The 22,841-nt window shown below is 67.9% G+C and carries 19 protein-coding genes; 14 read left to right on the top strand and 5 right to left on the bottom strand.

Annotated elements, in window-relative coordinates; genetic code table 11:
* The first annotated feature begins 66 nt into the window (after positions 1 to 66).
* Positions 67 to 663: a PIN domain-containing protein gene (locus tag AZSP09_RS07425; RefSeq protein ID WP_152089627.1), complete on the top strand. Its 597-nt coding sequence runs from the start codon at positions 67 to 69 to the stop codon at positions 661 to 663.
* A gap of 628 nt (positions 664 to 1,291) precedes the next feature.
* Entirely contained in the window at positions 1,292 to 1,621 is a 330-nt protein-coding gene (locus AZSP09_RS07420) for a hypothetical protein (protein WP_152089626.1), read from the top strand.
* A 531-nt stretch (positions 1,622 to 2,152) separates the two neighbouring features.
* Here the strand turns inward: AZSP09_RS07420 and AZSP09_RS07415 are convergent.
* Positions 2,153 to 3,025, bottom strand: a complete 873-nt coding sequence (locus AZSP09_RS07415; RefSeq protein WP_152089625.1) for a LysR family transcriptional regulator — start codon at positions 3,023 to 3,025, stop codon at positions 2,153 to 2,155.
* Positions 3,026 to 3,159: 134 nt separating this feature from the next.
* On the opposite strand from AZSP09_RS07415, the gene AZSP09_RS07410 reads away from it, so the two are divergent.
* The 5 genes from AZSP09_RS07410 to AZSP09_RS07390 all read left to right on the top strand — a co-directional run bounded on the left by AZSP09_RS07410 (position 3,160) and on the right by AZSP09_RS07390 (position 10,639).
* Complete coding sequence (locus tag AZSP09_RS07410) at positions 3,160 to 4,365, top strand: MFS transporter (RefSeq protein WP_152089624.1); 1,206 nt, start codon at positions 3,160 to 3,162, stop codon at positions 4,363 to 4,365.
* Between the two features lie 64 nt (positions 4,366 to 4,429).
* Positions 4,430 to 7,177 carry a cation-translocating P-type ATPase gene (locus tag AZSP09_RS07405; RefSeq protein ID WP_152089623.1) on the top strand — a complete coding sequence of 916 codons (2,748 nt, stop codon included), beginning with the start codon at positions 4,430 to 4,432 and terminating at the stop codon, positions 7,175 to 7,177.
* Between the two features lie 186 nt (positions 7,178 to 7,363).
* Positions 7,364 to 8,608 carry a cation:proton antiporter gene (locus AZSP09_RS07400; RefSeq protein WP_152089622.1) on the top strand — a complete coding sequence of 415 codons (1,245 nt, stop codon included), beginning with the start codon at positions 7,364 to 7,366 and terminating at the stop codon, positions 8,606 to 8,608.
* Positions 8,601 to 9,725 carry a YbdK family carboxylate-amine ligase gene (locus AZSP09_RS07395; protein ID WP_152089621.1) on the top strand — a complete coding sequence of 375 codons (1,125 nt, stop codon included), beginning with the start codon at positions 8,601 to 8,603 and terminating at the stop codon, positions 9,723 to 9,725. The genes AZSP09_RS07400 and AZSP09_RS07395 overlap by 8 nt, the downstream gene beginning before the upstream one ends.
* Before the next feature lie 134 nt (positions 9,726 to 9,859).
* Positions 9,860 to 10,639 (top strand): gamma-glutamyl-gamma-aminobutyrate hydrolase family protein, encoded by a 780-nt coding sequence (locus tag AZSP09_RS07390; RefSeq protein ID WP_130458974.1) that lies wholly within the window; start codon positions 9,860 to 9,862, stop codon positions 10,637 to 10,639.
* Positions 10,640 to 10,675: 36 nt separating this feature from the next.
* Here AZSP09_RS07390 and AZSP09_RS07385 read toward each other — a convergent pair whose 3' ends face one another.
* The 3 genes from AZSP09_RS07385 to scpB are packed head-to-tail and all read right to left on the bottom strand — an operon-like array spanning position 10,676 to position 12,326.
* Positions 10,676 to 11,074 carry a hypothetical protein gene (locus AZSP09_RS07385; protein ID WP_152089620.1) on the bottom strand — a complete coding sequence of 133 codons (399 nt, stop codon included), beginning with the start codon at positions 11,072 to 11,074 and terminating at the stop codon, positions 10,676 to 10,678.
* A 33-nt stretch (positions 11,075 to 11,107) separates the two neighbouring features.
* Positions 11,108 to 11,500: a VOC family protein gene (locus AZSP09_RS07380; protein ID WP_152089619.1), complete on the bottom strand. Its 393-nt coding sequence runs from the start codon at positions 11,498 to 11,500 to the stop codon at positions 11,108 to 11,110.
* A 46-nt stretch (positions 11,501 to 11,546) separates the two neighbouring features.
* Positions 11,547 to 12,326 carry a methylmalonyl-CoA decarboxylase gene (scpB, locus tag AZSP09_RS07375; RefSeq protein ID WP_152089618.1) on the bottom strand — a complete coding sequence of 260 codons (780 nt, stop codon included), beginning with the start codon at positions 12,324 to 12,326 and terminating at the stop codon, positions 11,547 to 11,549.
* 135 nt (positions 12,327 to 12,461) lie between these two features.
* Here scpB and AZSP09_RS07370 point away from each other — a divergent pair, with 135 nt between their 5' ends.
* The 5 genes from AZSP09_RS07370 to AZSP09_RS07350 all read left to right on the top strand — a co-directional run bounded on the left by AZSP09_RS07370 (position 12,462) and on the right by AZSP09_RS07350 (position 19,811).
* Positions 12,462 to 13,829, top strand: a complete 1,368-nt coding sequence (locus AZSP09_RS07370; RefSeq protein ID WP_130458970.1) for a citrate transporter — start codon at positions 12,462 to 12,464, stop codon at positions 13,827 to 13,829.
* Positions 13,830 to 13,919: 90 nt separating this feature from the next.
* Positions 13,920 to 15,689: an ATP-binding protein gene (locus AZSP09_RS07365; RefSeq protein WP_152089617.1), complete on the top strand. Its 1,770-nt coding sequence runs from the start codon at positions 13,920 to 13,922 to the stop codon at positions 15,687 to 15,689.
* The gene (locus AZSP09_RS07360) at positions 15,686 to 16,345 is read left to right on the top strand and encodes a response regulator transcription factor (protein WP_014238396.1); all 660 of its coding nucleotides are present in this window, start codon (positions 15,686 to 15,688) and stop codon (positions 16,343 to 16,345) included. The genes AZSP09_RS07365 and AZSP09_RS07360 overlap by 4 nt, the downstream gene beginning before the upstream one ends.
* A gap of 196 nt (positions 16,346 to 16,541) precedes the next feature.
* Positions 16,542 to 17,810, top strand: coding sequence for a putative Na+/H+ antiporter (locus tag AZSP09_RS07355; RefSeq protein ID WP_130458968.1), 1,269 nt, complete (start codon positions 16,542 to 16,544; stop codon positions 17,808 to 17,810).
* A gap of 36 nt (positions 17,811 to 17,846) precedes the next feature.
* On the top strand, positions 17,847 to 19,811 hold the full coding sequence (locus AZSP09_RS07350) for a monovalent cation:proton antiporter-2 (CPA2) family protein (RefSeq protein WP_014238394.1): 1,965 nt from the start codon (positions 17,847 to 17,849) through the stop codon (positions 19,809 to 19,811).
* A gap of 21 nt (positions 19,812 to 19,832) precedes the next feature.
* On the opposite strand, the gene AZSP09_RS07345 is transcribed toward AZSP09_RS07350, so the two are convergent.
* Complete coding sequence (locus AZSP09_RS07345; RefSeq protein WP_152089616.1) at positions 19,833 to 20,534, bottom strand: Crp/Fnr family transcriptional regulator; 702 nt, start codon at positions 20,532 to 20,534, stop codon at positions 19,833 to 19,835.
* Positions 20,535 to 20,920: 386 nt separating this feature from the next.
* On the opposite strand from AZSP09_RS07345, the gene AZSP09_RS20575 reads away from it, so the two are divergent.
* Together AZSP09_RS20575 and AZSP09_RS07335 are read left to right on the top strand one after the other, a co-directional pair.
* Positions 20,921 to 21,832, top strand: coding sequence for a universal stress protein (locus AZSP09_RS20575; RefSeq protein ID WP_014238392.1), 912 nt, complete (start codon positions 20,921 to 20,923; stop codon positions 21,830 to 21,832).
* Between the two features lie 416 nt (positions 21,833 to 22,248).
* Positions 22,249 to 22,824 (top strand): hypothetical protein, encoded by a 576-nt coding sequence (locus tag AZSP09_RS07335; RefSeq protein ID WP_152089615.1) that lies wholly within the window; start codon positions 22,249 to 22,251, stop codon positions 22,822 to 22,824.
* Positions 22,825 to 22,841: the final 17 nt, after the last annotated feature.

The following is a 22,841-nucleotide window of genomic DNA, read 5'->3' as shown; positions in this document are numbered from 1 at the left end:
TGCGCGATAAGACCGCGCAGCGCCGGTCACCTCTACGTTAGAAGTCTCATAAATCCCGGGGGAAACTTGCGAACAAACTACGTACTCATCGATTACGAGAACGTGCAGCCAGAAGCGATGGCCGTGCTCAACAAGGAGCATTTCAAAGTCATCGTCTTTGTCGGCGCCAACCAAGCCAAAGTTACCTTCGAGGTTGCATCTGTTCTTCAGCAAATGGGAGAGCGGGCCGAGTACATCAAGATTTCTGGCAATGGTTCAAATGCTCTCGATTTTCACGTTGCATACTACATCGGAGCCTTGGCAAGTAAAGAGCCCGACGCTTACTTCCACATCGTGTCAAAGGATACGGGCTTTGACCCGCTAATCACACACCTGAAGACCAGGAAGATATTTGCTTGTCGCTCCAAGGATGTGACCGACATCCCCATCGTGAAAGCCTCAAACTCAAAATCACCGAGCGAGAAAATTGCTGTGATCGTTGCCGACCTCAAGCGCAGAGGCGCATCAAAGCCTCGGGCCGTTAAGACGCTCACCAGCACCATCAGCTCAATGTTCCAAAAACAACTCCCCGAGCAGGAGCTTCAGTCGTTACTGAATGAGCTCAAAGAGCAAGGGCTTATCACTGTCGCGGGCACAAAGGTCTCATATGCTCTACCCGCCTGACACTTCTAACTTTGCAGTCGAGCGGGACAGCCACAAGCTGCGCTTGTGGTTCCCTACGCTTCGCTCCGGCTACCCCTCACTTCCACGTTGGGCACCGACTGATGCCACCCCTTAACATCCTGATCTCTCAGTTTTTCGGCCTATGCCTAATCGCGGGTGGGGTTCTATGGGCCTTACTTGCCGCCTTGATTGGGATGTTGGGATTTGCTGATCGTCTTGCGGGCAGTCTTGCCGGCATTATTAGCATGGCGCTGATTGCGTGGTTCGTATTTGGTCGTCGCCGATCACGAACTGAGAAATCGCCTCTGACACGGCTGCCTCCTAGCCAAAAGCATCGAATCGGCAGCACTCTCGTCACAGTTGGGAACACCGCCTTTGGGTTTGCCGCAATTCTTGTTGTGGCTCTTTCGCGAGTTGCCGATCCAGTCGTTGGTGGCATTGTTGTATATATCGGCGGTGCTTTTTCACTAATCTGCTGGATAGTTGGATGGCATCTCACGGGGTACTTCAAAATCATTTGAGGTCAATTGGTATGGTTGTAGTTCTCATCGCTATGTCTGTCTGCACTCAACCGGACCTGCGCGAAAATCCGCGCAGGTCCGATTAGCTCCACGTTAGGGAGCCGCGCATGCTTGTGGCTGCCGTCGAGAAAGGTATTTTTCTCTCGATTCTGTGCTTTCTATGTGGCTGTGTTCCTATGGTCACTTACCAAGATATGGAAACGGTGTTGGATCAATATGTCGGAAAGCCATTGCCGAAATATGACCATCCGATTGAGTGGTCATTTGAGCGGCGTGAAGTGAATTCCCAAACCTATGAACTCGTAAGTCGCAGATCGGACCAGTGTAATTACGTTTTTTCAATCCGGGCTGCTGATCATGTCGTTGTTAAATGGCGTTTCTTGAGCGATACGCCACCAACGACGTGTAGCTTTCAACATGTCAAACAATTGATGTGAGTTTAGGAACTAATGCTCCCTAACATCACATCAAAACCGTTCCCTTCAGTCGCTCAGACGCGCCACAAGCGGCGCGCCGCTTAATTTAACGTTGAACATCTGCTTTCCCTAGGTCATTCCCGTTTTAGGTCGATAGCTGAATTCGGCAAGCGCCAATCCCGCCCTGTGCGGCGCCGAGCAACGGAGCTTCTGGCGGAAAATGGGCGAGCACTGTCTGAGGCCGTAGGCCGAGTTGCGCAGCCCCCGCCGGAAGCGAGTAGCGCAGGGGACCCCGCAGGGGCGCCAAACCGGGCTCGCCTTCTTGTTGGTTACTTATTCTTGGCGAGACAAGAACAAGTAACCCGCGCGTCAGGCGCGGAACACAGCGGTCAATCAACCCACCACGCCTGAGGATTCAGCCTCACAGGCAATATCCCCTGCCGAAAAGCACCAGCCCCACAACCCAACAGCGACGCCCCTCTCCGCCATGCCATGGCCGAAAGGTCCGTCCCTCCTGCCTCCCAGACCGGGATGCCCTGAGCGTCCCGCCGCTCACTCCAGCGCCTGCTGCACCAGCCCAAGAAAGGCCAGGGCGGCCGGGGTGGGGTGGCGGCCCCAGGCGAAGTAGACCCGGCGGCGGGGCGCGGCCTGGACCGGGATGGTGACCAGCCCCGGGTAGTGGGCCGCCGTCGCCAGGGGCACCAGGGCGATGCCGACGTTTTGCCGCACCAGGGCCTCCAGCCATTCCACGTGATTGACCTCCACCGTCACCCGGCGCTCGATGGCGGCGGCCTGGAAGGCGGCGTCGGTCTGTTGCCGGGGGCCGGTGCCGGCCTGGTAGTCCACCAGGGTTTGCCGGGCCAGTTCGGCCAGGCTCAGGCGCTTGCGCCCGGCCAGGGCATGGTTCGGGTGCAGCAGGGCTACCAGGGGCTCTTCGCTGAGGAGGCGGGCGTCCACCCCGGCCACCGGCTCGCCGGGCCAGACGCCGATGAAGGCGGCGTCGGTTTCCTGCTGCCGCAGTTCCTCCAGCAGGCGGTCGCTCATGCCGGTGTGCAGGCGGATGTCCACCTGGGGGTGGCGGCGGTGGAATTCGGCGAGGAGGGCGGGCAGGTTTACCACGGTGAGGGTGGAAATGGTGCCCAGGGTCAGGGTGCCCCGGATCTCGCCGGTGGCGGCGGCCATTTCGTCTCCCAGGCGACGGGCGGCTTCCTGCACCTGGCGGGCGTGGGTGAGAAAGGTGCGGCCGGCCGGGGTCAGGGCCACCCGGCGGGAGGTGCGCTCGAAGAGGCGGGCTCCCAGCTGCTCCTCCAGGCGGGAGATCTGGTGGCTGAGGGCGGATTGCACTGTGTGGCAGCGCTCGGCGGCCCGGGTGAAGCTGCCGGTTTCTGCCACTGCCACGGCATAGTCGATCTGGCGCAGGTTCATGGCGATCAATCTGAAAAATGGATTGGTTGGATGATAACAATGCATTGGCGTCATTGATCGGCCATTCCCATACTGGCGCCACATAACGCCGCTCCGGCCGGGACCGGGGCGCCCACCTTCCCCTGGAGATTGCCGTGTCCTCTGCTGCCGCCGTTCCTGCCACCCCGGGCCTGACGCCCGGCCTGGTGCCCATCATGTCCGTCGCCACCGGCCTGGCCGTGGCCGGCAACTATTACGCCCAGCCCCTGCTGCCGGCCATCGCCCGGGAGATGGGGCTGTCCGCCGCCGGGGCCGGGGCCATCGTCACTACGGCCCAGCTGGGCTACGCCCTGGGCCTGCTGCTGATCGTGCCCCTGGGTGACCTGCTGGAGCGGCGCCGCCTGATCGTGGTGATGACCCTGCTGGCGGCGGCGGGCCTGCTGGTCACCGCCCTGTCGCCCTCCATGGCCGGCGTCTTCGTCGGCACCGCCCTGGCCGGCCTGTTCTCCGTGGTGGCCCAGGTGCTGGTGCCCCTGGCGGCGACCCTGGCGGCGCCGGCCCAGCGCGGCAAGGTGGTGGGCACGGTGATGAGCGGCCTGCTGCTGGGCATCCTGCTGGCCCGTACCGTGGCCGGGGCCCTGGCCACCCTGGGCGGCTGGCGCACGGTCTATTGGGTCGGCGCCGCGGCCATGGCCCTGGCGGCCCTGGTGCTGGCCCGGCGCCTGCCCCGCTACCAGCACAGCGTCGGCCTCAGCTATCCGCGGCTGCTGCTGTCGGTGCTCGGCCTTTTCCGGGAGGAGCCGAGCCTGCGCCTGCGGGCCTTCCTCGGCGCCGCCGCCTTCGCCGCCTTCAGCGTGTTGTGGACTTCCATGGCCTTCCTCCTGGCCGGCCCCGCCTACGGCTTTTCCGAAGTCACCATCGGCCTCTTCGGCCTGGCCGGCGCCGCCGGCGCCCTGGCTGCCTCCGCCGTCGGCCATCTGGCGGACCGGGGCCACGGCGACCGGGCCACCACCCTGGGCTGGTGGCTGCTGCTGCTCTCCTGGGGCGCCCTCTATTTCGCGCCCCTGTTCCTGGCGGCCCTGATCCTCGGCGTGCTGGCCCTGGACCTGGCGGTGCAGGGCGTGCACGTGAGCAACCAGGGCGCCATCTACCGCATCCGGCCCGAGGCCCGCAACCGGCTGACGGCGGCCTACATGACCTGCTATTTCATCGGCGGCGCCGCCGGCTCCCTGGTCTCCGCCGCCGCCTACGGCGCTGCCGGCTGGAGCGGCGTCTGCCTCTGCGGCGGCATCGTCAGCCTGGCCGGGCTGGCCGCCTGGCTGGGCGGCAGCCGTTTGCACAAGGCCGTGTCGGGAGCCTGACGTACTCCACCGGAAAGGGGAAAGGGCGGACAATAAGGCTGTCGTCATTGCCTTCTCGCCCACCATGCCCCGTCCCGATGCTTCCTCACCCGTCTGGCACCACCTTTCCGGCGATGCCGTAGCCGAGCATTGGCAGACCTCCTGCGCCGAAGGGCTGTCGGAGGCCGAGGTGGAATGCCGCCGCCAGACCCACGGCGAGAACCGGCTGACGCCCAAGCCGGGCAAGGGTCCCCTGCTGCGCTTCGCCCTGCAGTTCGCCCAGCCCCTGGTGCTGGTGCTGCTGCTGGCCGGGGCCGTCACCGCCTTTCTCGGCGAGTGGGTGGATTCGGGGGTCATCTTCGGGGTCACCCTGATCAACGCCGTCATCGGCTTCATCCAGGAAGGCAAGGCGGAGAGCGCCCTGGCGGCCCTGGCCCGTTCCGTCGCCAGCGAGGTGACGGTGCTGCGGGAAGGGGAGAAGAAGCGCCTGCCCTCCCGCGCCCTGGTGCCCGGCGACGTGGTGCTGCTGGCCGCCGGCGACAAGGTGCCGGCGGACCTGCGCCTGTTCCGGGCCAAGGAGATGAAGGCCATGGAGGCGGCCCTCACCGGCGAATCCACGGCCAGCGACAAGCACGCCGAGACCCTGCCGCCGGAAACCCTGCTGGCAGACCGGGGCAACATGGCCTACGCCGGCACCATGGTGGTGAGCGGCCAGGGCGCCGGCATCACCATCGCCACCGGCGACGCCACCGAGACCGGCCGCATCTCCAAGCTGATGGGCGAGACGCCGGACCTGATGACGCCCCTCACCCGCAAGATGGCGGCCTTTTCCAACTGGCTGCTGATGGCCATCGGCGCCCTGGCCCTGTTCACCTTTGCCGTGGGCCTGTGGCGCGGCGAATCCCCCTTCGAGATGTTCATGGCGGCGGTGGCCCTGGCCGTGGGCGCCATTCCCGAAGGCCTGCCGGCGGCCATGACCATCACCCTGGCCATCGGCGTCTCGCGCATGGCCAAGCGCCGCGCCATCATCCGCAAGCTGCCGGCGGTGGAAACCCTGGGCAGCACCACGGTGATCTGCTCCGACAAGACCGGAACCCTCACCGAAAACCAGATGACGGTGCGGGAAGTGGTGGCCGGCGGCATCGCCTACCCGGTGAGCGGCAACGGCTACGCCCCGGAAGGGGAGATCGGCGGCCGCCACTTGGGTAACGAGGCGCCGCCGGAGCCGGCCCTGCGGGAAACCCTGCTGGCCGCCGCCCTGTGCAATGACGCCGGCCTCTTCAAGGAGGGGCGCCACTGGCAGATCAGCGGCGACCCGACGGAGGCCGCCCTGCTGGTGGCGGCGCGCAAGGCCGGGCTGGACGAGCACACCCTGCTTTCCCTCTATCCGCGCCAGGATGAACTGCCCTTCGACTCGGCCCGCCAGTACATGGCCACCCTGCACCGGGGCGACGGCGGCCTGGTGGTCTATGCCAAGGGCGCCCTGGAAAAGCTGCTGCCCCACTGCCGCCGCCGCTGCAATGCGGAAGGCCTGCCGGTGCCCCTGACTGCGGCCGACGCCGCCGCCATCGAGCGCCAGGCCCGGGAGATGGCGGCCCGGGGCCTGCGGGTGCTGGCCGTGGCCCGCCGCGGCTGGGCGGCCGAGGCCGTGCTGGAGGCCGACTCCCTGATCGCCGGCGAGGGCCTGGACTACCTGGGCCTGATCGGCATGATGGACCCGCCCCGGGCCCAGGCCGTGGCGGCGGTTAAGGCCTGCCGCAACGCCGGCATCCGGGTCAAGATGATCACCGGCGACCATGCCGTGACCGCCCTGGCCATCGCCCGCCAGATCGGCATCGCCGCCGAGGGCGAGCAGGCCCTCTCCGGCGGCGAACTGGCGGCCCTGGACGATGCCGGGCTGCAGGCGGCGGTGCAGCAGATCAACGTCTTCGCCCGGGTCGAGCCGGAACAGAAGCTGCGCCTGGTGCGGGCCCTGCAGGCCCAGGGCCAGGTGGTGGCCATGACCGGCGACGGGGTGAACGACGCCCCGGCCCTGAAGCAGGCCAACATCGGCATCGCCATGGGCATCACCGGCACCGAGGTGGCCAAGGAGGCCGCCGCCATGGTCCTCACCGACGACAACTTCGCCGCCATCGAGGCGGCGGTGGAGGAGGGCAGGGGCGTCTTCGACAATCTGGTGAAGTTCATCACCTGGACCCTGCCCACCAATTTCGGCGAGGGCCTGGTCATCGTCGCCGCCATCGTTGCCGGTGCCACCCTGCCCATCACGCCCCTGCAGATCCTCTGGATCAACATGACCACGGCCGTGTTCCTCGGCCTCATGCTGGCCTTCGAGCCCATCGAGAAGGGCGTCATGGCCCGCCCGCCCCGGGCGCCCCAGACGCCGGTGCTGGACGCCCCCCTGGTGGGGCGCATCCTGCTGGTGAGCCTGTTGCTGCTGCTCGGGGCCTTCGGCCTCTTCCTGCGGGAGTTGGACCAGGGCCACACCCTGGCCGAGGCCCGCACCGTGGCGGTCAATGTGTTCGTGCTGGTGGAAACGGTCTATCTCTTCAACTGCCGCTCCCTCACCCATTCCTTCTGGAGCATCGGCCTGTTCACCAACCGCTGGTTCTGGGGCGGCATCGGCACCATGGCGGCCCTGCAGCTGCTGTTCACCTACGCGCCGATCATGAACCGGCTCTTCGCCACGGCCCCCATCGGCCTCACGGAATGGCTGGAAATCGGCGCTTTCGCCCTCTTCTGCGGCCTGGTCATCGGCACCGAGAAGCGTCTGCGCCTGGGCTTTGCGCGCCGTCAGGCCGTACGGAACTTGCCGGGGTCCGGCCGACTCTGACCTGAAGTAACCTACGGCCTCCACCGTCCCCGCCCCCGGGGATGATCCCGGGGCGCCTTGCCGGCGCCCGTCTTTCAATAACAAAAACAGGCTGTGCGCTGACCGCTCCTGCCCCATCGGGCAGGCCGCCCGGGCGCCGCATTGTTGAGACATTGCTGAACAGCCGTCCCATGGGAGCACCGCGCTATGGACGGAAACATCTCTTTCGCTTTTCTGCCGGCCCTGCCGCCGGCCCTGGGCCCCGCCGCCCTGTTCGGCAGCCTGCTGCTGGCCGGGCTGTTCGGCGGCGAGTTGGCCCGCCGCCTGAAACTGCCGCGCCTGCTGGGCTGGCTCCTGGCCGGCCTGCTGCTGGGCCAGGCCGGCCCCTGGCTGCCGCCGGGCTGGTCCCTGCATCCCCTGCTGGGGGAAACCCGGCTCTTCTTCGATGTGGCCGTGGGCCTGATCCTCTTCGACCTGGGCCGGCGCCTGGACCTGACCTGGTTCAAGCGGGACCGCTCCCTGCTGGCCGCGGCCCTGCTCGAATCGGCCCTGGCCTTCGCCGCCATGGCCGGGGTGCTGTGCCTGTTCGGCTTCACCCGGGTGGAGGCGGGCCTGGCGGCGGCAATCGGCCTGTCCACCTCGCCTGCCGTGGTGCTGCTGGTGGCCCGGGAGTTCCGGGCCGAAGGCCAGGTGACGGAGCGCACCCTGGCCCTGGTGGCCATCAACACCCTGCTCGCCTTCCTCACCGCCACCACCCTGCTCTCGGTGGCCCATGCGGAAAATGCGGCGCCCTGGCACAAGACCCTGCTGCATCCCCTCTACCTGCTGCTGGGTTCGGTGCTGCTGGGCAGCCTGGCCGCCCGCCTGGTGCTGTGGGGCGCCCGCCTGCTGGGCAAGGGGCCTGAATCCAAGTTCTCCCAGTTCATCCTCCTGGCCGGCATGCTGCTGGCGGCGGTGGGCCTGGCCCACGCCTTCCAGCTGTCGGTGTTCCTGGCCCTGCTGGTGTTCGGCCTGGCCTGCCGCCAGTGGGACAGCCGCTACGCCCTGCTCAGCGTGGACCTGGGGGGCGCCGCCCAACTTTTCTACATCGTCCTCTTCGTCCTCACCGGGGCCAGCCTGCCCCTGGCGGCGGTGCTGGCCGCCGGCCTGCCGGTGCTGGCCTACCTGGCGGCCCGCAGCCTGGGCAAGGCGGCCGGGGTCATGCTCACCGCGCCTTTCTCCCGCATCACCTGGCGCCAGCACGCCTGGCTGAGCCTGGCTTTGCTGCCCATGTCCGGGGTGGCCATCGCCCTGGTGCATGACCTCACCAGCCTCTATCCCCAGTTCGGCGAACGGCTGGGCAACCTGGTGCTGGCGGCGGTGGTGCTGCTGGAATTCCTCGGCCCCCTGGCAGTGCAGGCGGCCTTCAAGGGCGCCGGCGAGAGCCGGCCGGAAGGAGACGAACATGCTTGATTTCAAGTCCGTCAGTCCCTACACCCTGGGGGTGGAGCTGGAACTGCAGGTGATCAACCCCCATACCCAGGACCTGACCCGGGGCGGCCCGGACCTGCTGCGGGCCCTGGAGAAGGTGGCCCACCCGGGGGAGATCAAGCCCGAGATCACCGAAAGCATGATCGAGCTCAACAGCAGCCCCCACGCCCGCCACGACAGCCTGCTGGAGGAACTGCACGCCATGCGCGATGCGGTGGTGCATACCGCCGGCAGCCTCAACTTGGCCATCGCCGGCGGCGGCACCCACCCTTTCCACCGCTGGCACGAGCGGCGCATCTTCCCCACCGAGCGCTTCCAGCAGCTGTCCAGCCTTTACGGCTACCTGGCCAAGCAGTTCACCGTCTTCGGCCAGCATATCCACGTGGCCTGCGAGTCGGGGGACGACGCGGTGTATCTGACGCACCAGCTGTCCCGCTACATTCCCCACTTCATCGCCCTCTCGGCAGCCTCGCCCTTTTCCCAGGGGCAGGACACCTCCTTCGAGACCTCGCGCCTGCACGCCGTTTCCGCCTTTCCCCTCTCCGGCCACATGCCGCCGGTGAGCACCTGGGCCGGCTTCGAGGAGTTTTTTGCCAAGATGCTGGGCTACGGCATCATCGGCAGCATCAAGGACTTCTACTGGGACATCCGCCCCAAGCCCGAATTCGGCACCGTGGAGGTGCGCATCTGCGACACCCCCCTGGAGGTGGATACGGCCGCCGCCCTGGCCGCCTTCGTCCAGGCCCTGGCCTTCTGGCTGCTGGTGGAGCGCCCCTACCCGGCGGACCGGGTGGAGGAGGGGCTGTACCTGGTCTACGGCTACAACCGCTTCCAGGCCACCCGCTTCGGTTTCGACGCCACCCTGGTGGACCCGCGCAGCCAGCAGAGCCTGGTGCTGCGGGACGATCTGCTGGCCACCCTGGAGCGCCTGCAGCCCTTCGCCGACATCCTCGGCAGCCGCACGCCCCTGGCCCGGCTGGCCGCCATGGCCGGCAGCGGCGCCAACGGCAGCGCCTGGCTGCGGGCCCGGCACGAGGAAAGCGGCGCCCTGGAAGACGTGGTGCGCCACTCGGCCCGTTGCTGGGCGGGGGGCGTGTAGCGGCTGTATTGAAAATGCTTTTGCCACAGAGGGCACAGCGTTCACCGAGACAGTGTTGGGGGCGTTCCCCGGTGCTTTTCCGTCCTGTCCTTGCTGCGGCAATGCCCTGAAACCCGGATCGAAAGGAGTCAGACATGGCCAAGCGCACCGTCAAGATCGGCATTTCCGCCCGCCTTTACCACCCCCAGCCCGAGAGCGTCGGCCTGCTGGGCAAGACCCTGCAGTACCTGGAGCAGTCCGTGGCCCACTGGGTCATGTCCCGGGACGTGCTGGTGTTCATGGTGCCCTCCATTGTCCAGGACAGCCCCATGCAGCGCAGCAACATGCGCCTGGCCGACTACGTGGGCGCCCTGGACGGCCTGGTGCTGCAGGGCGGCACCGACCTCTCGCCCCTCAGCTACGGCGAGGAACCCCTCAAGCCCGAATGGGCCGGCGACCGGGTGCGGGACGCCTACGAGATGGAACTGCTGCACGAGTTCATGGAGGCGGGCAAGCCGGTGCTGGGCATCTGCCGCGGCCTGCAACTGATCAACGTGGCCCTGGGGGGCAGCCTGCACCAGGACATCCCCAGCCTGGTGGAAGACGCCATCGCCCACGAGGCCCCTGAATACGACCGTCACACCCACCCGGTGCAGTTCGCCGAGGGCGGCCTGCTGGCCAGGCTCTACCCGGAACAGACGGGCGGCCAGGTGGTTTCCATCCACCACCAGGCGGTCAAGGTGCTGGGCAAGGACCTGACGGTGGAAGCCACCGCCGCCGACGGCCTGGTGGAAGCCGTGCGCTGGACCGGTCGGGGCTTCGTGGTGGGCCTGCAATGGCACCCGGAATTCCACACCCCGGGCAAGGGCGAACTGCTGGACGGGGAGCCGCTGCTGCAGGCGTTTCTGGACGAAGCAAGAAAGCGGCGGTGGTAGGGGGTTGATTCCGGCCTTGGCGGTTCTACTGAAGGCTTACCTGAGTTTCAAGGCGTAATAGATGCCGACGCCTGCAAGCAATGCCCAGAAATAGACGTTCTTCGATAGCAGAAGGGGCCAGTAGAAAGTGACCCATAGGCCTGTGAGCAATGTTCTTTCTACCCCCGCCGGCAGTTGGCGCGTCTTGGCCAACCACTCATGTTCCATTTCGAACCGGCAGAAAACTGGGTGGCTCCAGAAAACGATGAGGACGCCCCACCAAGTGCACAGGAGGAGCAGGGCCGCCAGACCAATCCCCAGTCCGAGTTGCAACGAGACTGTCAAAGCAATAAAGAGAACAACCGCGGCGAAGCCGTAGACAATGCCGGCATGCAGCGTCTGATATTTCCGACGTTCCGCTTCGGGGCGCGGAGACTGCTTGGGATTGGTTTCCATTGGATCAGGCGATATGGATCGGGCGCTGGGGCACTAACGCTTGATGGCCGTACACAACTCCACCAGGGTTCCCTCCGGGCAGCGGACGAAGGAGACGGTCTGGCCCCAGGGCGTGGTGCGCGGTGGCGTCAGGCCGGTGGCGCCCTCGGCCAGGGCCTGGGCGTAGGCGGCCGGCACGTCTTCCGTGAAGAGGCCGATCTCGAAAGCGTGATGCTGGGGCGATGGCGGCGCCGTCACGCATTCCGGGGGCAGCAGATCCGCCATCAGGCCGTGGCTGGCGAAGGCGATGCAGGTGGCGCCGGCCTCCAGCTCTCCGTAGGCGCCCGTTGCGTCGACGAAGCGCCGTTGCAGGCCGAAGGCCCTTTCCCAGAAGGCCATGGAGGCCGGTACGTCGGCGACGTAGATGATGGTGTAACCGAATTTCACGCTTTGTCTCCCCTTCGCGGCCCGATTGCCGGAAGCCTAATCCTACCTACTGCCCCCGATAAATCGGCTTGCGCTTCTGCTTGAAGGCGTGGATGCCTTCGGCGTAGTCGGCGCTGTTGTACACCACCCGGCGCAGGCCCTGGATGCGTTCGAAATCCTGGGGGGAGAGGGCGTGGGCGCCGGCCAGGATGCGCAGCTGTTCCTTGATCACGGAGATGGAGAGGGGCGCGTTGTGGGCCATGCCCTTGGCCAGCTCGTGCACGAAGGCGTCGATCTCGGCGGCGGGCACCAGGTGGTTGATGACGCCCTGGCGTTCCAGGCGGGCGGCGCCCATGGGGCTGCCGGTGAACAGCAGTTCCTTGGCCAGGTGCAGGGGCAGGGCGTTGAGGAAGGTGAGCAGGCCGGTAGCGTTGTAGGGCACGCCCAGCTTGGCCGGGGTGGCGGCGAAGGTGGCTTCGGGGGTGGCGACGATGAGGTCGCAGGCGAACACCAGTTCGCAGGCGCCGCCCCAGACGCTGCCGCCCACCTGGGCGATGACCGGGCCGGGGAAGGCTTCGATCTCCCGGATCACCATGCGCAGCGAGTCCTTCCAGCCCAGGGGGTCGTGGCCGCCGGTGGGCAGCTCGTCCACGCTGTGGCCGGCGGACCACACCTTGGCCCCCGGCTGGCCCCGGATCACCGCGACCCGGGCCCCTTCCTGGGTGAACAGGGCGAGGGCGGCGGCGATTTCGCCGGTCATGGCTTCGGAGAGGGCGTTGCGCTTGAAGTCGTAGTTGAAGGTGATGCTGCCGATGCCTTCGGCGAGGTGGGCGTTGATGAGGGACATGGGGCGGGCGGTGGAAGACGATGTCCTATTGTGCGCCAGAATGCCGCGTTGCAGCATGGGGCTAAGTGTTTTCCCCTAAGGGGGAGGCCGCGGGGCGAATGTTAGAATCCGGCCCACAAAAATCTGGAGGATTCCATGCTGTCGACCCTGTCCCGCCCGGGAGCGCGCTCCCTCGGCCTGCTGGCCCTGTGCCTGGCTTTTCCCCTCTCCGCCTGGGCCGACGGCCCGGTGCTGGTGGCCGGCATTCCCCTGGACTTCATCCTGTTCGGCCTGACCCTGCTGGGCGTGGCCCTGTTCCACAACTACACCCTCTACGTCGGTCTCACCGGCGTCACCGTGATCAGCCTGTACAAGATCTTCGTCACCGGCTTCAAGACCGGGGTCGGCTTTGCCGGCTTCGCCGCCCACCTGGGCCACGAGTTCGTCACCCTCTCCAACCTGCTGTGCCTGCTCATGGGCTTCGCCCTGCTCTCGCGCCACTTCGAGAAGAGCCACGTGCCGGTGATCCTGCCCAAGTACCTGCCGGGCGAGTGGAAGGGCGGTTTCGTGCTGCTGGTGATGGTCTTCGTGCTGTCCTCCTTCCTCGACAACATCGCCGCGGCCCTCATCGGCGGCGCCATGGCCCACCAGCTGTTCCGCGGCAAGGTCCATGTGGGCTACCTGGCCGGCATCGTCGCCGCCTCCAATGCCGGCGGCTCCGGCTCCGTGGTGGGGGATACCACCACCACCATGATGTGGATCGACGGCGTGCCGCCCCACATCGTGCTCGACGCCTACGTGGCGGCCATCGTCGCCCTGCTCATCGTCGCCTTCGTCGCCTCCAGGCAGCAGCATGCCTACTCCCCCATCATCAAGGGCGGGCACCAGCACACCAAGATCGACTGGGCCCGGGTCGGCATCGTCGGCATGATCCTGGCCTTCGCCATCGGCGCCAACGTGCTGGTGAATATCAATTTCCCCGAAGAGGCGGACCATTTCCCCTTCATCGGCGTCGCCGTGTGGCTGGCCATCCTCATTTCCACCTCCATCCGCCGGCCCGACTGGGAAGTGCTGCCGGAAACCTTCAAGGGCTCCATCTTCCTGCTCTCCCTGGTCACCTGCGCTTCCATGATGCCGGTGGAAGAGCTGCCCGGCGCCTCCTGGCAGACCGCCCTGGGCCTGGGCTTCGTTTCCGCCGTCTTCGACAACATCCCGCTGACCGCCCTGGCCCTGAAGCAGGGCGGCTACGACTGGGGCTTCCTGGCCTACGCCGTGGGCTTCGGCGGTTCCATGGTGTGGTTCGGCTCCTCCGCCGGCGTGGCCCTCTCCAACATGTTCCCCGAGGCCAAGTCCGTGGGTAACTGGCTGCGCCACGGCTGGCACGTGGCCCTGGCCTACGTGGTCGGCTTCTTCGTCCTGCTCACCGTGCTCGGCTGGCATCCGGACGCGGACCACAAGGCGCCCGCCGCCGTCGAAGCGGCAGCCGCTGCCGCCGTTCCGGCCGAGGCTGCCGCCAAGCCCTAACTTCTGATTCAGGGCCGGTCCGGGACCAAGGTTCCGCGGCCCTCTCCGGACACCCATGCCCGACAGCGCCGTCCCGTGCGCTGCTCGGGCATGGTGCTTTTACGGGTGCGTACTGCGCCGCACGGGGGATGCGTCCGGCATTTCCGCTGGCGGCGTGTCGTGGCAAATCCGTACGTACCCCGGCAGACCCAGTCCTGGCCTGTTTTCAGGCATGATCCGGGTATGACTTTTGCCCGCTTTTTCCACCTGCCCGTTCCCCCTGCGCTGAACCCGAGTCGGGTTGCGGCCGTAGGGTGCGTCTACGTGCTGCTTTACCTCCTGCTGGACTGGGTCAGCTTCATCCACCCCCTGCCGGCCTTCGAGGTGACGCCCTGGAATCCGCCCCCCGGACTGACCCTGGCCCTGCTGCTGGCCTTCGGCCTGCGTTTCTGGCCCCTGGCCTTTGCCACCGTGTGGTGCGGCAATGTGCTGGTGCACGGCATGGCCGCCCTGTCCGTGGAAACCCTGCTGCTCACCGGCATCACCGCCGGCGGCTACGGCCTCATGGCGGCCCTGCTGCACCGGGTCGGCGCCGCCGACATCCGGGACCGGGGCGCGCTGCCCCGTTTCCTCGCCGTCCTCGCCGGCACCGCCCTGCTCCTGGGCGGGCTCTATCTGCTGGTGGTCAGCGCCTTCCTGCCCGACAGCCAGCGGGGCTTCCTCTACGCCCTGGTGCGCTTCTGGGTGGGGGATGCCATCGGCGTCCTGGTCAGTGCCCCCCTGATCCTGGTGCTGCTGCGCCCGGGGGACTGGAAATTCCTGGAGACCCGGGAATTCACCCTGCAGTGCCTGGCGGTGATGCTCTCCCTGTGGGTGGTGTTCGGCCTGCCGTGGACCGACGAATTCAAGTACTTCTACCTGCTGTTCCTGCCCCTCACCTGGATTTCCCTGCGCCATGGCCTGGAGGGGGCCTGCCTGACCCTGGCCATGATCCAGGTGGGCCTCATCGTCAGCGCCCAGTGGCTCGGCTACAAGGGCGGCACGGTGCAGGAGATGCAGTTCCTCATGGCCTCCCTGGCCATCACCGGCCTCACCCTGGGGGTCACCTCCAGCGCCCGCAAGGTGGCCGAGAGCGAACTGAAGCGGGCCCTGCGCCTGGCGGCGGCTGGCGAGATGGCGGCGGCCCTGGCCCACGAACTGAACCAGCCCCTCACCGCCGTGGCCAACTACGCCCGGGCCGGCCAGCTGATGCTGGAGGCGGGGCGGGGCGGCGAGCTGTCCGACGTGCTGGACAAGGTGGCGGCCGAGGCCCGTCGCGCCGGCGCCGTGGTGCGCCGCCTGCGGGACTTCTTCAAGACCGGCCACACCCGGCGCGATCCGGTGCCGATCCTGCCCCTGGTGGTGGAAACCATCGGCGAGGTGGAGGAACGGGCCAAGCGCCAGGCCTGCCGCCTCGAATACGCCATTCCGGCCGACCTGCCGCCGGCCCGGGGCGACGGGGTGCAGCTCCAGGTGGTGCTGCGCAACCTGCTCATCAACGCCCTCGACGCCGTGTCGCCGGAAAGCTTCGGTCGCAGCACCGACGAGCCGGTGGTGAGCCTGGCCGCCCACCGGGACGGCAACGAACTGCAACTGGTGGTGCAGGACAACGGGCCGGGCATCCTGCCCCAGTTCCGCGAACGCCTGTTCGAGCCCTTCGCCACCAGCAAGCCCACCGGCATGGGTCTGGGCCTGGCCATCAGCCGGGCCATCGTCGAGGCCCACGGCGGCCGCCTGTGGGCCGAATCGCCCAGCGCCGGCGGCAGCCGCTTCACCATCGCCCTGCCGCTGCACCATTCCGTTTATTCCGTAAAACCGTTGCCTGTGAAAGGAGCCCCATGAATCTGAGCATTCCTCCCAACGCCCCCACCGTCTATGTGGTGGACGACGACGCGGCCATCCGGGATTCCCTGGGTCTGCTGCTCAACCTCAAGGGTTACCGGGTCCAGGCCTTCGGCTCCGCCGAGGACTACCTGGCGGCCGTCGATCCCGACGCCCCCGGCTGTCTCATCGCCGACGTGCGCCTGCCCGGCATGGACGGCCTCTCCCTGCAGGCCACCCTGGCGGAGAAGGGCATCCAGCTGCCGGTGATCGTCATTTCCGCCCACGGCGACGCCTCCACCGCCCGCACCGCCTTCAAGGCCCAGGCCGTGGATTTCCTGGAAAAGCCCATCGACGACAACCAGCTGTTCAACGCCGTCGCCACCGCCCTGGCCCTGGACACGGCCCGCCGCAAGGAGGCCGCCACCGGCGCTGAGATGCGCGACCGCCTGGAGCGCCTCTCCCGGCGCGAGCGGGAGGTGATGCGCCTGGCCGCCGCCGGCAAGCCCAACCGGGAAATCGGCGAGGTGCTCGGCATCAGCCCGCGCACGGTGGAGGTGTACAAGGCCCGCATGATGGAAAAGCTGCAGGCCCGCAACCTCTCCGAGCTGGTGCGCATCGTCGTCCAGTTCGACAACGAGGTGCCGCCCCCGGCGCCGGACGAAGAGGCCGCCTGATGGCCCGGCGTGTCCCTAGGGTTGGTCGCGTCGTTGGTCGGCCGTACGCTGAACGGCGAATTACCGCCGGGAGCGGTCGCGCCTATGATGCCCAGGCTGGATTCAGCAACAATCCTGTTGGACACCCACTCGTGTCGCCCGCTGCGTCGTCATCCGCAGCGGGCGTTTCTTTTGCCCCGCGCCCGGACCTGCCCTGATGTCGGCCCTCGCCCCCACTCCCGTTGAAATCGCCGCCACGGTGCTGTTCGCCCTGGCCATCGTGCATACCTTTTCCACCAAGTACTTCGAACACCTGGCCCACACCCAGCCGGCCCATGCCGGCCTGTGGCACCTGCTGGGCGAGGTGGAGGTGGTGTTCGGCTTCTGGGCCATGGTGCTGGTGCTGGTCATGGTCGGCCTGCAGGGCACCGGGGAGGCGGTGACCTACCTGGAATCCTGCAACTACACGGAGGCCCTGTTCGTCTTCGTCATCATGGTCATCGCCGCCAGCCGGCCCATCCTGGCCCTGGCCGGCCACAGCGTCCGCGCCGCGGCGCGAACGCTGCCCCTGCCGGACAGCGTCGCCACCTTCTTCGTCATTCTCTTCCTGGTGCCCCTGCTCGGCTCCTTCATCACCGAGCCCGCCGCCATGACCCTGGGGGCCCTGCTGCTGCGGGACCGCTATTTCGCCCGGCCCGTTTCCAGCCGCCTCAAGTACGCCACCCTGGCGGTGCTGTTCGTGAACATTTCCATCGGCGGCACCCTGACCCCCTTCGCCGCGCCGCCGGTGCTGATGGTGGCCGGCAAGTGGGGCTGGGACCTGGCCTTCATGGCCAGCACCTTCGGCTGGAAGGCCGCCATCGCCGTCGGCATCAACGCCCTGGTGGTGACCTTCGTCTATCGCCGGGAACTGGTCAGCCTGTGCGGCGCCGTGGAAGGCGAGGCCGCCCCCGCCGTGCCGGCCGGCATGGTGCTGGTGCACCTGGCCTTCCTGGTCGGGGTGGTGGTGTTCGCCCACCATCCGGCCGTGTTCCTCGGCCTGTTCCTCTTCTTCCTCGGCTTCTGCGAGGCCTACAAGCACCACCAGGACCGCCTCATCCTGCGGGAAGGCCTGCTGGTGGCCTTCTTCCTGGCCGGCCTGGTGACCCTGGGCGGCCTGCAGAAGTGGTGGCTGCAGGACGTGCTGGCGGGCATGGCGCCCACCGTGCTGTTCTTCGGCGCCACCGCCCTCACGGCCCTCACCGACAATGCGGCCCTGACCTACCTGGGCTCCCTGGTGGAGGGCGTCACTCCTGCCTTCCAGTACGCCCTGGTGGCGGGGGCCGTCACCGGCGGCGGTCTCACGGTGATCGCCAACGCCCCCAACCCGGCGGGCTTCTCCATCCTCAAAGGCACCTTCCACGAGCAGGCCATCAGCCCCATCGGCCTGCTGCTGTGCGCGTTGCCGCCTACGTTGGTGTCCGTCCTGGCCTTCCAGCTTCTATAATCCGCCCCAACCCATTATTCGGAGCCGGAGTCCGCCGTGACCGACTCACTGTTCAGCGTCGTCCTCCTGCTCTCCCTGGCGGTGTTGTTCGTCGTCGTCGCCAAGCAGCTGCGTCTGCCCTCCCTGCTGGCCTACCTGGCCATCGGCCTCATCGTCGGTCCCTACGGCTTCGGCCTCCTGGCGGAGAGTGAGGAGGCCAGCCACTTCGCCGAGTTCGGCGTGGTCTTCCTGATGTTCTCCATCGGCCTGGAGTTCAGCCTGGCCCGGCTCAAGGCCATGCACCGCCTGGTATTCGGCCTGGGGGGCGCCCAGGTGGGGGTGACCCTGGTGGGCACCACCCTGGTCACCATCCTCTACTACGGCCAGGACTGGCGCATCGGCCTGGCCGTCGGCGCCGCCTGCGCCATGTCCTCCACCGCCATCGTCAGCAAGCTGCTCTCCGAGCGCCTGGAGCTGCATTCCCAGCCCGGGCGCCAGACCATGGCCGTGCTGCTGTTCCAGGATCTGGCGGTGGTGCCCCTGCTGATCATCATTCCCGCCCTGGCCGCCGACGCCAAGGGCATGGCCGGCGCCATTTCCATGGCCCTGGGCCAGGCCGCCCTGGCCCTGGTGGCCATGATCCTGGTGGGGCAGCGCCTGATGCGCCGCTGGTTCGATGCCGTGGCCCGGCAGAAGTCCCCCGAGCTGTTCATGCTCAGCGTACTGTGGATCGTGATCGGCCTCTCCGCCCTGACCGCCTGGGCCGGCCTCTCCCTGGCCCTGGGCGCCTTCATCGGAGGCATGCTCATTTCCGAGACCCTCTACCGGCACCAGGTGGAGGCCGATATCCGGCCCTTCCGCGATGTGCTGCTGGGCCTCTTCTTCGTCACCATCGGCATGCTGCTGGACCTGCAGTTCGTCCTGCAGAACCTGCCGGCGGTGCTGCTGGCCCTGGCCCTGCTGGTGCTGGCCAAGGGCGGCATCGTCTTCCTCATCACCCTCCTGATGCGCAATTCGCCGGAAGTGGGGGCCCGCACCGCCATCCAACTGGCTCAGGCCGGCGAGTTCGGCTTCGTGCTGCTGGAACTGGCCCGGGACAACAAGCTGCTGCCCACCGACGTGTTCCAGGTGACCATGGCGGCCATGCTGCTCTCCATGTTCATCGCCCCCCTCCTGATCGGCCAGGCCGGCCGCTGGAGCAAGCACCTGTCACGGCAGGAATGGAGCGACCGCACCCGCATGATCCACGAGGTGGCGGTGCACGCCATGGGCATCGAGCAGCACGTGATCCTTTGCGGCTTCGGCCGCACCGGCCAGAGCGTGGCCCGCTTCCTCGACCTAGAGAGCATTCCCTTCATCGCCCTGGATGTGGACGAGGCCCGCATCCGCCAGGCGGTGGAGGCGGGGGAAAACGTGGTGTACGGCAACGCCGACCGCCGCGAGATTCTCAAGGCGGCGGGCCTGGACCGGGCCCGGGCCCTGGTGGTGACCTACGCCGACTTGCCGGCGACGGAGAAGGTGCTGCATCTGGTGCGGGAGTTGCGGCCGGACATGCCCATCATCGTCCGCGCCCAGGACGACCTGCACCTGGAGCATCTGAAGAGCCTGGGAGCCACCGAAGTCATTCCCGAAGTGCTGGAAGGCAGCCTGATGCTGGCGGCCCAGACCCTGACCCAGCTCGGCGTGCCGGTGGAGCGGGCCCTGGAACAGGTGCGGGAGGTGCGGGCCCACCGCTACACCGCCCTGCGGGCCTTCTACCGGGGCGAGAGCGACCGCCTGCAGCGCATCTCCCAGGAGAAGCTGGCCTGTGTCATCGAGCAGCAGGCCTACGCCGTCGGCCGCAGCCTGGCCGAGCTGGACCTGGGCCGCTTCGGCGTCGAGCTGGAAGCCCTGCGCCGGCACCGGGTGCGGGACGAGGCGCCCCTGCCGGAGACCGTGGTGCAGCCCGAGGATGTGTTGATTCTGGTGGGAACCAGCGAGGCCCTGTCGGCCGCCATGCACTTCATTCTCGACGGCAAGTAGCCGTCGTTCCCGCCGCCGTCCCTAGGACTTGCGGCAACCCTCGCACAGGGCGCCCTCGAAGCGGCTCAGATCGCCGATCTGCAGGCCGCCATGGGTGCGCTGCACCACTCCGCTCTGCAACAGCCGCCGCGCCGCCCGGGACAGGTGGCCGGCGCTGCAGCCCAGACGGCGGGCCAGCACCTGCATGGGCAGGGGGCCGTGGCCGGGATGGCGCTCGGCGCTTTCGGACTGGCAGCTCTCGCCGCAGATGAGATAGCACAGCAGCCGCTCGGACACCGGGCGCGAGAGGGTGTGCTCCCGTTCCTGTTCCAGGTGGCAGATGCCCGAGGCCAGGCGGTTGGCCAGGGCGCGGCGGAAATCGGGGCAGGAGAGGATCCAGCGGTCCACCAGTTCCGGATTGACGGCGATCACCGCCGAGCGGGTCAGGGCCCGCACCTGGTAGCCGCCCGGGGCCTGGGGCAGCAGGCATTCCAGGCCGAAGATGTCGCCGGCGCCCATCAGGCGCAGGGAGCGTTCGCCGCCGTTGGCGTCCCGCACCATCAGTTCCAGGCGGCCGTGCTGGACGCAGTAGAGGCCGCCGTTGTGGCCCTGGCTGTCGAGGCCGACGGCGCCCGGTTCCCACAGCTGCACGCGCACGTGCCGCTCCGCCGTTTCCCTCTCCGTCTGGGCAAGTGCTGCCCCGAACAGCTCGTCGTCGATGACGGGCCGATGGTTCTGGTGCATGGGACTCCCCTCCCTTTGCTTGTTTGACAGTCGCTATGACGGAAAACTAGCACACCAACCATGCCAAATATATTGCGGAACGTGACGTACGTCACACTTTCATGGGTGCCTGGGGAAGCCCAAGGGACGGGCCTCTCCACCGGGGGTATCCCGAATGCCGCTATTTTGGTCGTTTCCCCGGCAGCGGGGCCGGGGAACATTCATTGTAGCCATTCCCGGGCCGATGCCAAGGACTGATCGAGCCTTGCCCCACTTTCTTCCCGGCGCCGGTTCGGGGCCGCCCCGGCTGGGGGCCTGCCGGACTGTGCAAAGGCCCGCCCGCCGCTAGAATTTTGCCGTCGGCATGTCCCCTGGGGGCTGCCTCCCTTCGCTCCGGAAACCCGCCCATGAACGCTCCCGTCAACGCCCTGCGCCACCTGCTCATCGCCACCGACTTTTCCGCCGCCGCCGACCGGGCCCTGGCCCGGGCCGCCCAGCTGGCGCGGCAGCGGGGCGCCCGCCTGACGGTGCTGCACGTCATTCCCCAGGGGCCCCTGGACCTGGCCCGGCGCTTCGCCATGCAGGCGCCGGAGGCTGCCGAGGCCGAGGCCCGCCGCGGTGCCCGTCAGGAGCTGGAGGAGCGCCTCTCCCGCCTGCCCGAGCTGCCGCCCCATCAGGTGGAACTGCGGGTCGGCCGGCCCGGGGCGGAAATCGCCAAGGCCGCCGGCGAACTGGGAGCCGACCTGATCGTCCTCGGCGCCCACGGCGAACGCTTCCTCAAGGAAGTGCTGCTCGGCTCCACGGTGCACAAGGCCCTGCGCCTGGCCCCCTGCCCGGTGCTGGTGGTGAAGCAGGCCGCCGCCGGTCCCTACCGGCGGGTGCTGCTGCCCACCGACTTCTCCGCCAATGCCCGCACCGCCGCCGCCATCGCCCGGGCCTTCGCCCCCGAGGCGGACCGGGAATTCCTGCACGTCTATGAAGCCCCCTTCGAGCGCCAGATGTACTTTGCGGGCGCCCGGGACAGCACCCTGGATTTCTACCGCCACAAGGCCGAGAGCGACGCCCGGGAAGCCATGGGCCGCTTCGTCGCCGAGCTGGGCTGGCAGGACGGCCCGGCTCCGGGCACCCGCCTGCGCCACGGCTACGCCCCGGCGGAAATCGAGCGGGTGGTGCAGGACTTCAGCTTCGACCTGATCGCCCTGGCGACCCAGGACAATTCCGAACTCACCGCCGCCCTCCTGGGCAGCGTCAGCCTCCACGTCATCGAGGAAATCCAGTGCGACCTGCTGGTGGTGCGGGGCATGGGCGCTCCGGACTGAATCCCGTCCTGGCTTGCGTCGCGGTGGCGGGATGAGGGCGGCGCCGCGGGCGCCTTCGGCGTTTGCGGCAGACATGGCGCCCCAGGCCGGCCGCGGCCGCGATGGCCGGCGACGGGTGCCTGTTCCGTAGCTTCTTCCCGGCCGCGGCGCTCCGCTGCCCGGCTGTCGCTGCAGCGTTCGCGCTCTCGTCAGGGGCGCGCGGAGGGCCTATAGTGGCGCCTGGCGCCGCTGCCGGGTGGTTCGCGGTTCTGCCGCCGGCGAGCTTTGCCGGTGGCGTACCCGGCCCGTACCCGGCCCGTACCCGGCCCGCACTCGGTCCGCATTCGGTCCGCATTCGGTCATATCCTGGCTGATGCCCGGCCCGCGAATCTTCCCGTTTCCCTTTTTTCCGCCCAGCTTCCACCTGAGCCCGCCCCATGAGCCTGCCCTTCAAGCCCTCCACCGCCGCTTCCCGCCGTGCCCGGGAAACTGCCGAGGCGGCACCGGCCAAGGGACCGAGCCCGGCCCTGCGCATCGCGCTCTTTCTCGGGGTTTTCTATCTCTTCGTCTGGCCGGCCCTGGCCCTCTATCTGCTCACCCTGGCGGTGGGCGGGGCCTGCCTGCTGCCGGGGGTGACGGGCTGCGAGGCTTTCCTGGCCCTGGATTCGGCCCTGCCGGCCTGGGCGGCGCGCAGCCTGGGGGGGCTGCTGTTGCTGGCCCTGGCCCTGTCCTTCCTGGTGCCGGCGCCCCGGGGCAGCTGGCGCCGGCCGGCCCTGTGGTCCTTCCGCATGGTCTGCGGCCTGGCGCCGGCGGTCATCGGCGTGGCCGACATGAGCGTGCCGGTGCCGTTCCCCGTGGCCTGGCTGGTGGGCATGTTCCAGCCCGGGAGTCTGGCCCTGTCCCTGCGCCTGTGGGCGGCGAGTCTGCTGCTGGTGGGGGTGGTGCTGGCGGGCTGGCTGCTGCTGGCACGGTTGCGGCGTTCAGAACGCCGCCCCGCCAGGGGCCGCTCCTAGCAATCCTCTTCAGGCAG

The organism is Azospira sp. I09 (assembly GCF_009177135.1).
In the GTDB taxonomy this organism is placed as follows: Bacteria; Pseudomonadota; Gammaproteobacteria; order Burkholderiales; family Rhodocyclaceae; genus Azospira; species Azospira oryzae.
Note: the sequence above shows the minus strand (reverse complement) of the source record. Positions and strands in the feature narration are given on the sequence as shown.

Coding starts and splice junctions, on each gene's coding strand:
- AZSP09_RS07420 (WP_152089626.1), top strand. CDS start 1,292: ATGCTTGTGGCTGCCGTCGAGAAAGGTATTTTTCTCTCGATTCTGTGC.
- AZSP09_RS07415 (WP_152089625.1), bottom strand. CDS start 3,025: ATGAACCTGCGCCAGATCGACTATGCCGTGGCAGTGGCAGAAACCGGC.
- AZSP09_RS07405 (WP_152089623.1), top strand. CDS start 4,430: ATGCCCCGTCCCGATGCTTCCTCACCCGTCTGGCACCACCTTTCCGGC.
- AZSP09_RS07400 (WP_152089622.1), top strand. CDS start 7,364: ATGGACGGAAACATCTCTTTCGCTTTTCTGCCGGCCCTGCCGCCGGCC.
- AZSP09_RS07395 (WP_152089621.1), top strand. CDS start 8,601: ATGCTTGATTTCAAGTCCGTCAGTCCCTACACCCTGGGGGTGGAGCTG.
- AZSP09_RS07390 (WP_130458974.1), top strand. CDS start 9,860: ATGGCCAAGCGCACCGTCAAGATCGGCATTTCCGCCCGCCTTTACCAC.
- AZSP09_RS07385 (WP_152089620.1), bottom strand. CDS start 11,074: ATGGAAACCAATCCCAAGCAGTCTCCGCGCCCCGAAGCGGAACGTCGG.
- scpB (WP_152089618.1), bottom strand. CDS start 12,326: ATGTCCCTCATCAACGCCCACCTCGCCGAAGGCATCGGCAGCATCACC.
- AZSP09_RS07370 (WP_130458970.1), top strand. CDS start 12,462: ATGCTGTCGACCCTGTCCCGCCCGGGAGCGCGCTCCCTCGGCCTGCTG.
- AZSP09_RS07365 (WP_152089617.1), top strand. CDS start 13,920: ATGGTGCTTTTACGGGTGCGTACTGCGCCGCACGGGGGATGCGTCCGG.
- AZSP09_RS07360 (WP_014238396.1), top strand. CDS start 15,686: ATGAATCTGAGCATTCCTCCCAACGCCCCCACCGTCTATGTGGTGGAC.
- AZSP09_RS07355 (WP_130458968.1), top strand. CDS start 16,542: ATGTCGGCCCTCGCCCCCACTCCCGTTGAAATCGCCGCCACGGTGCTG.
- AZSP09_RS07345 (WP_152089616.1), bottom strand. CDS start 20,534: ATGCACCAGAACCATCGGCCCGTCATCGACGACGAGCTGTTCGGGGCA.
- AZSP09_RS20575 (WP_014238392.1), top strand. CDS start 20,921: ATGAACGCTCCCGTCAACGCCCTGCGCCACCTGCTCATCGCCACCGAC.
- AZSP09_RS07335 (WP_152089615.1), top strand. CDS start 22,249: ATGAGCCTGCCCTTCAAGCCCTCCACCGCCGCTTCCCGCCGTGCCCGG.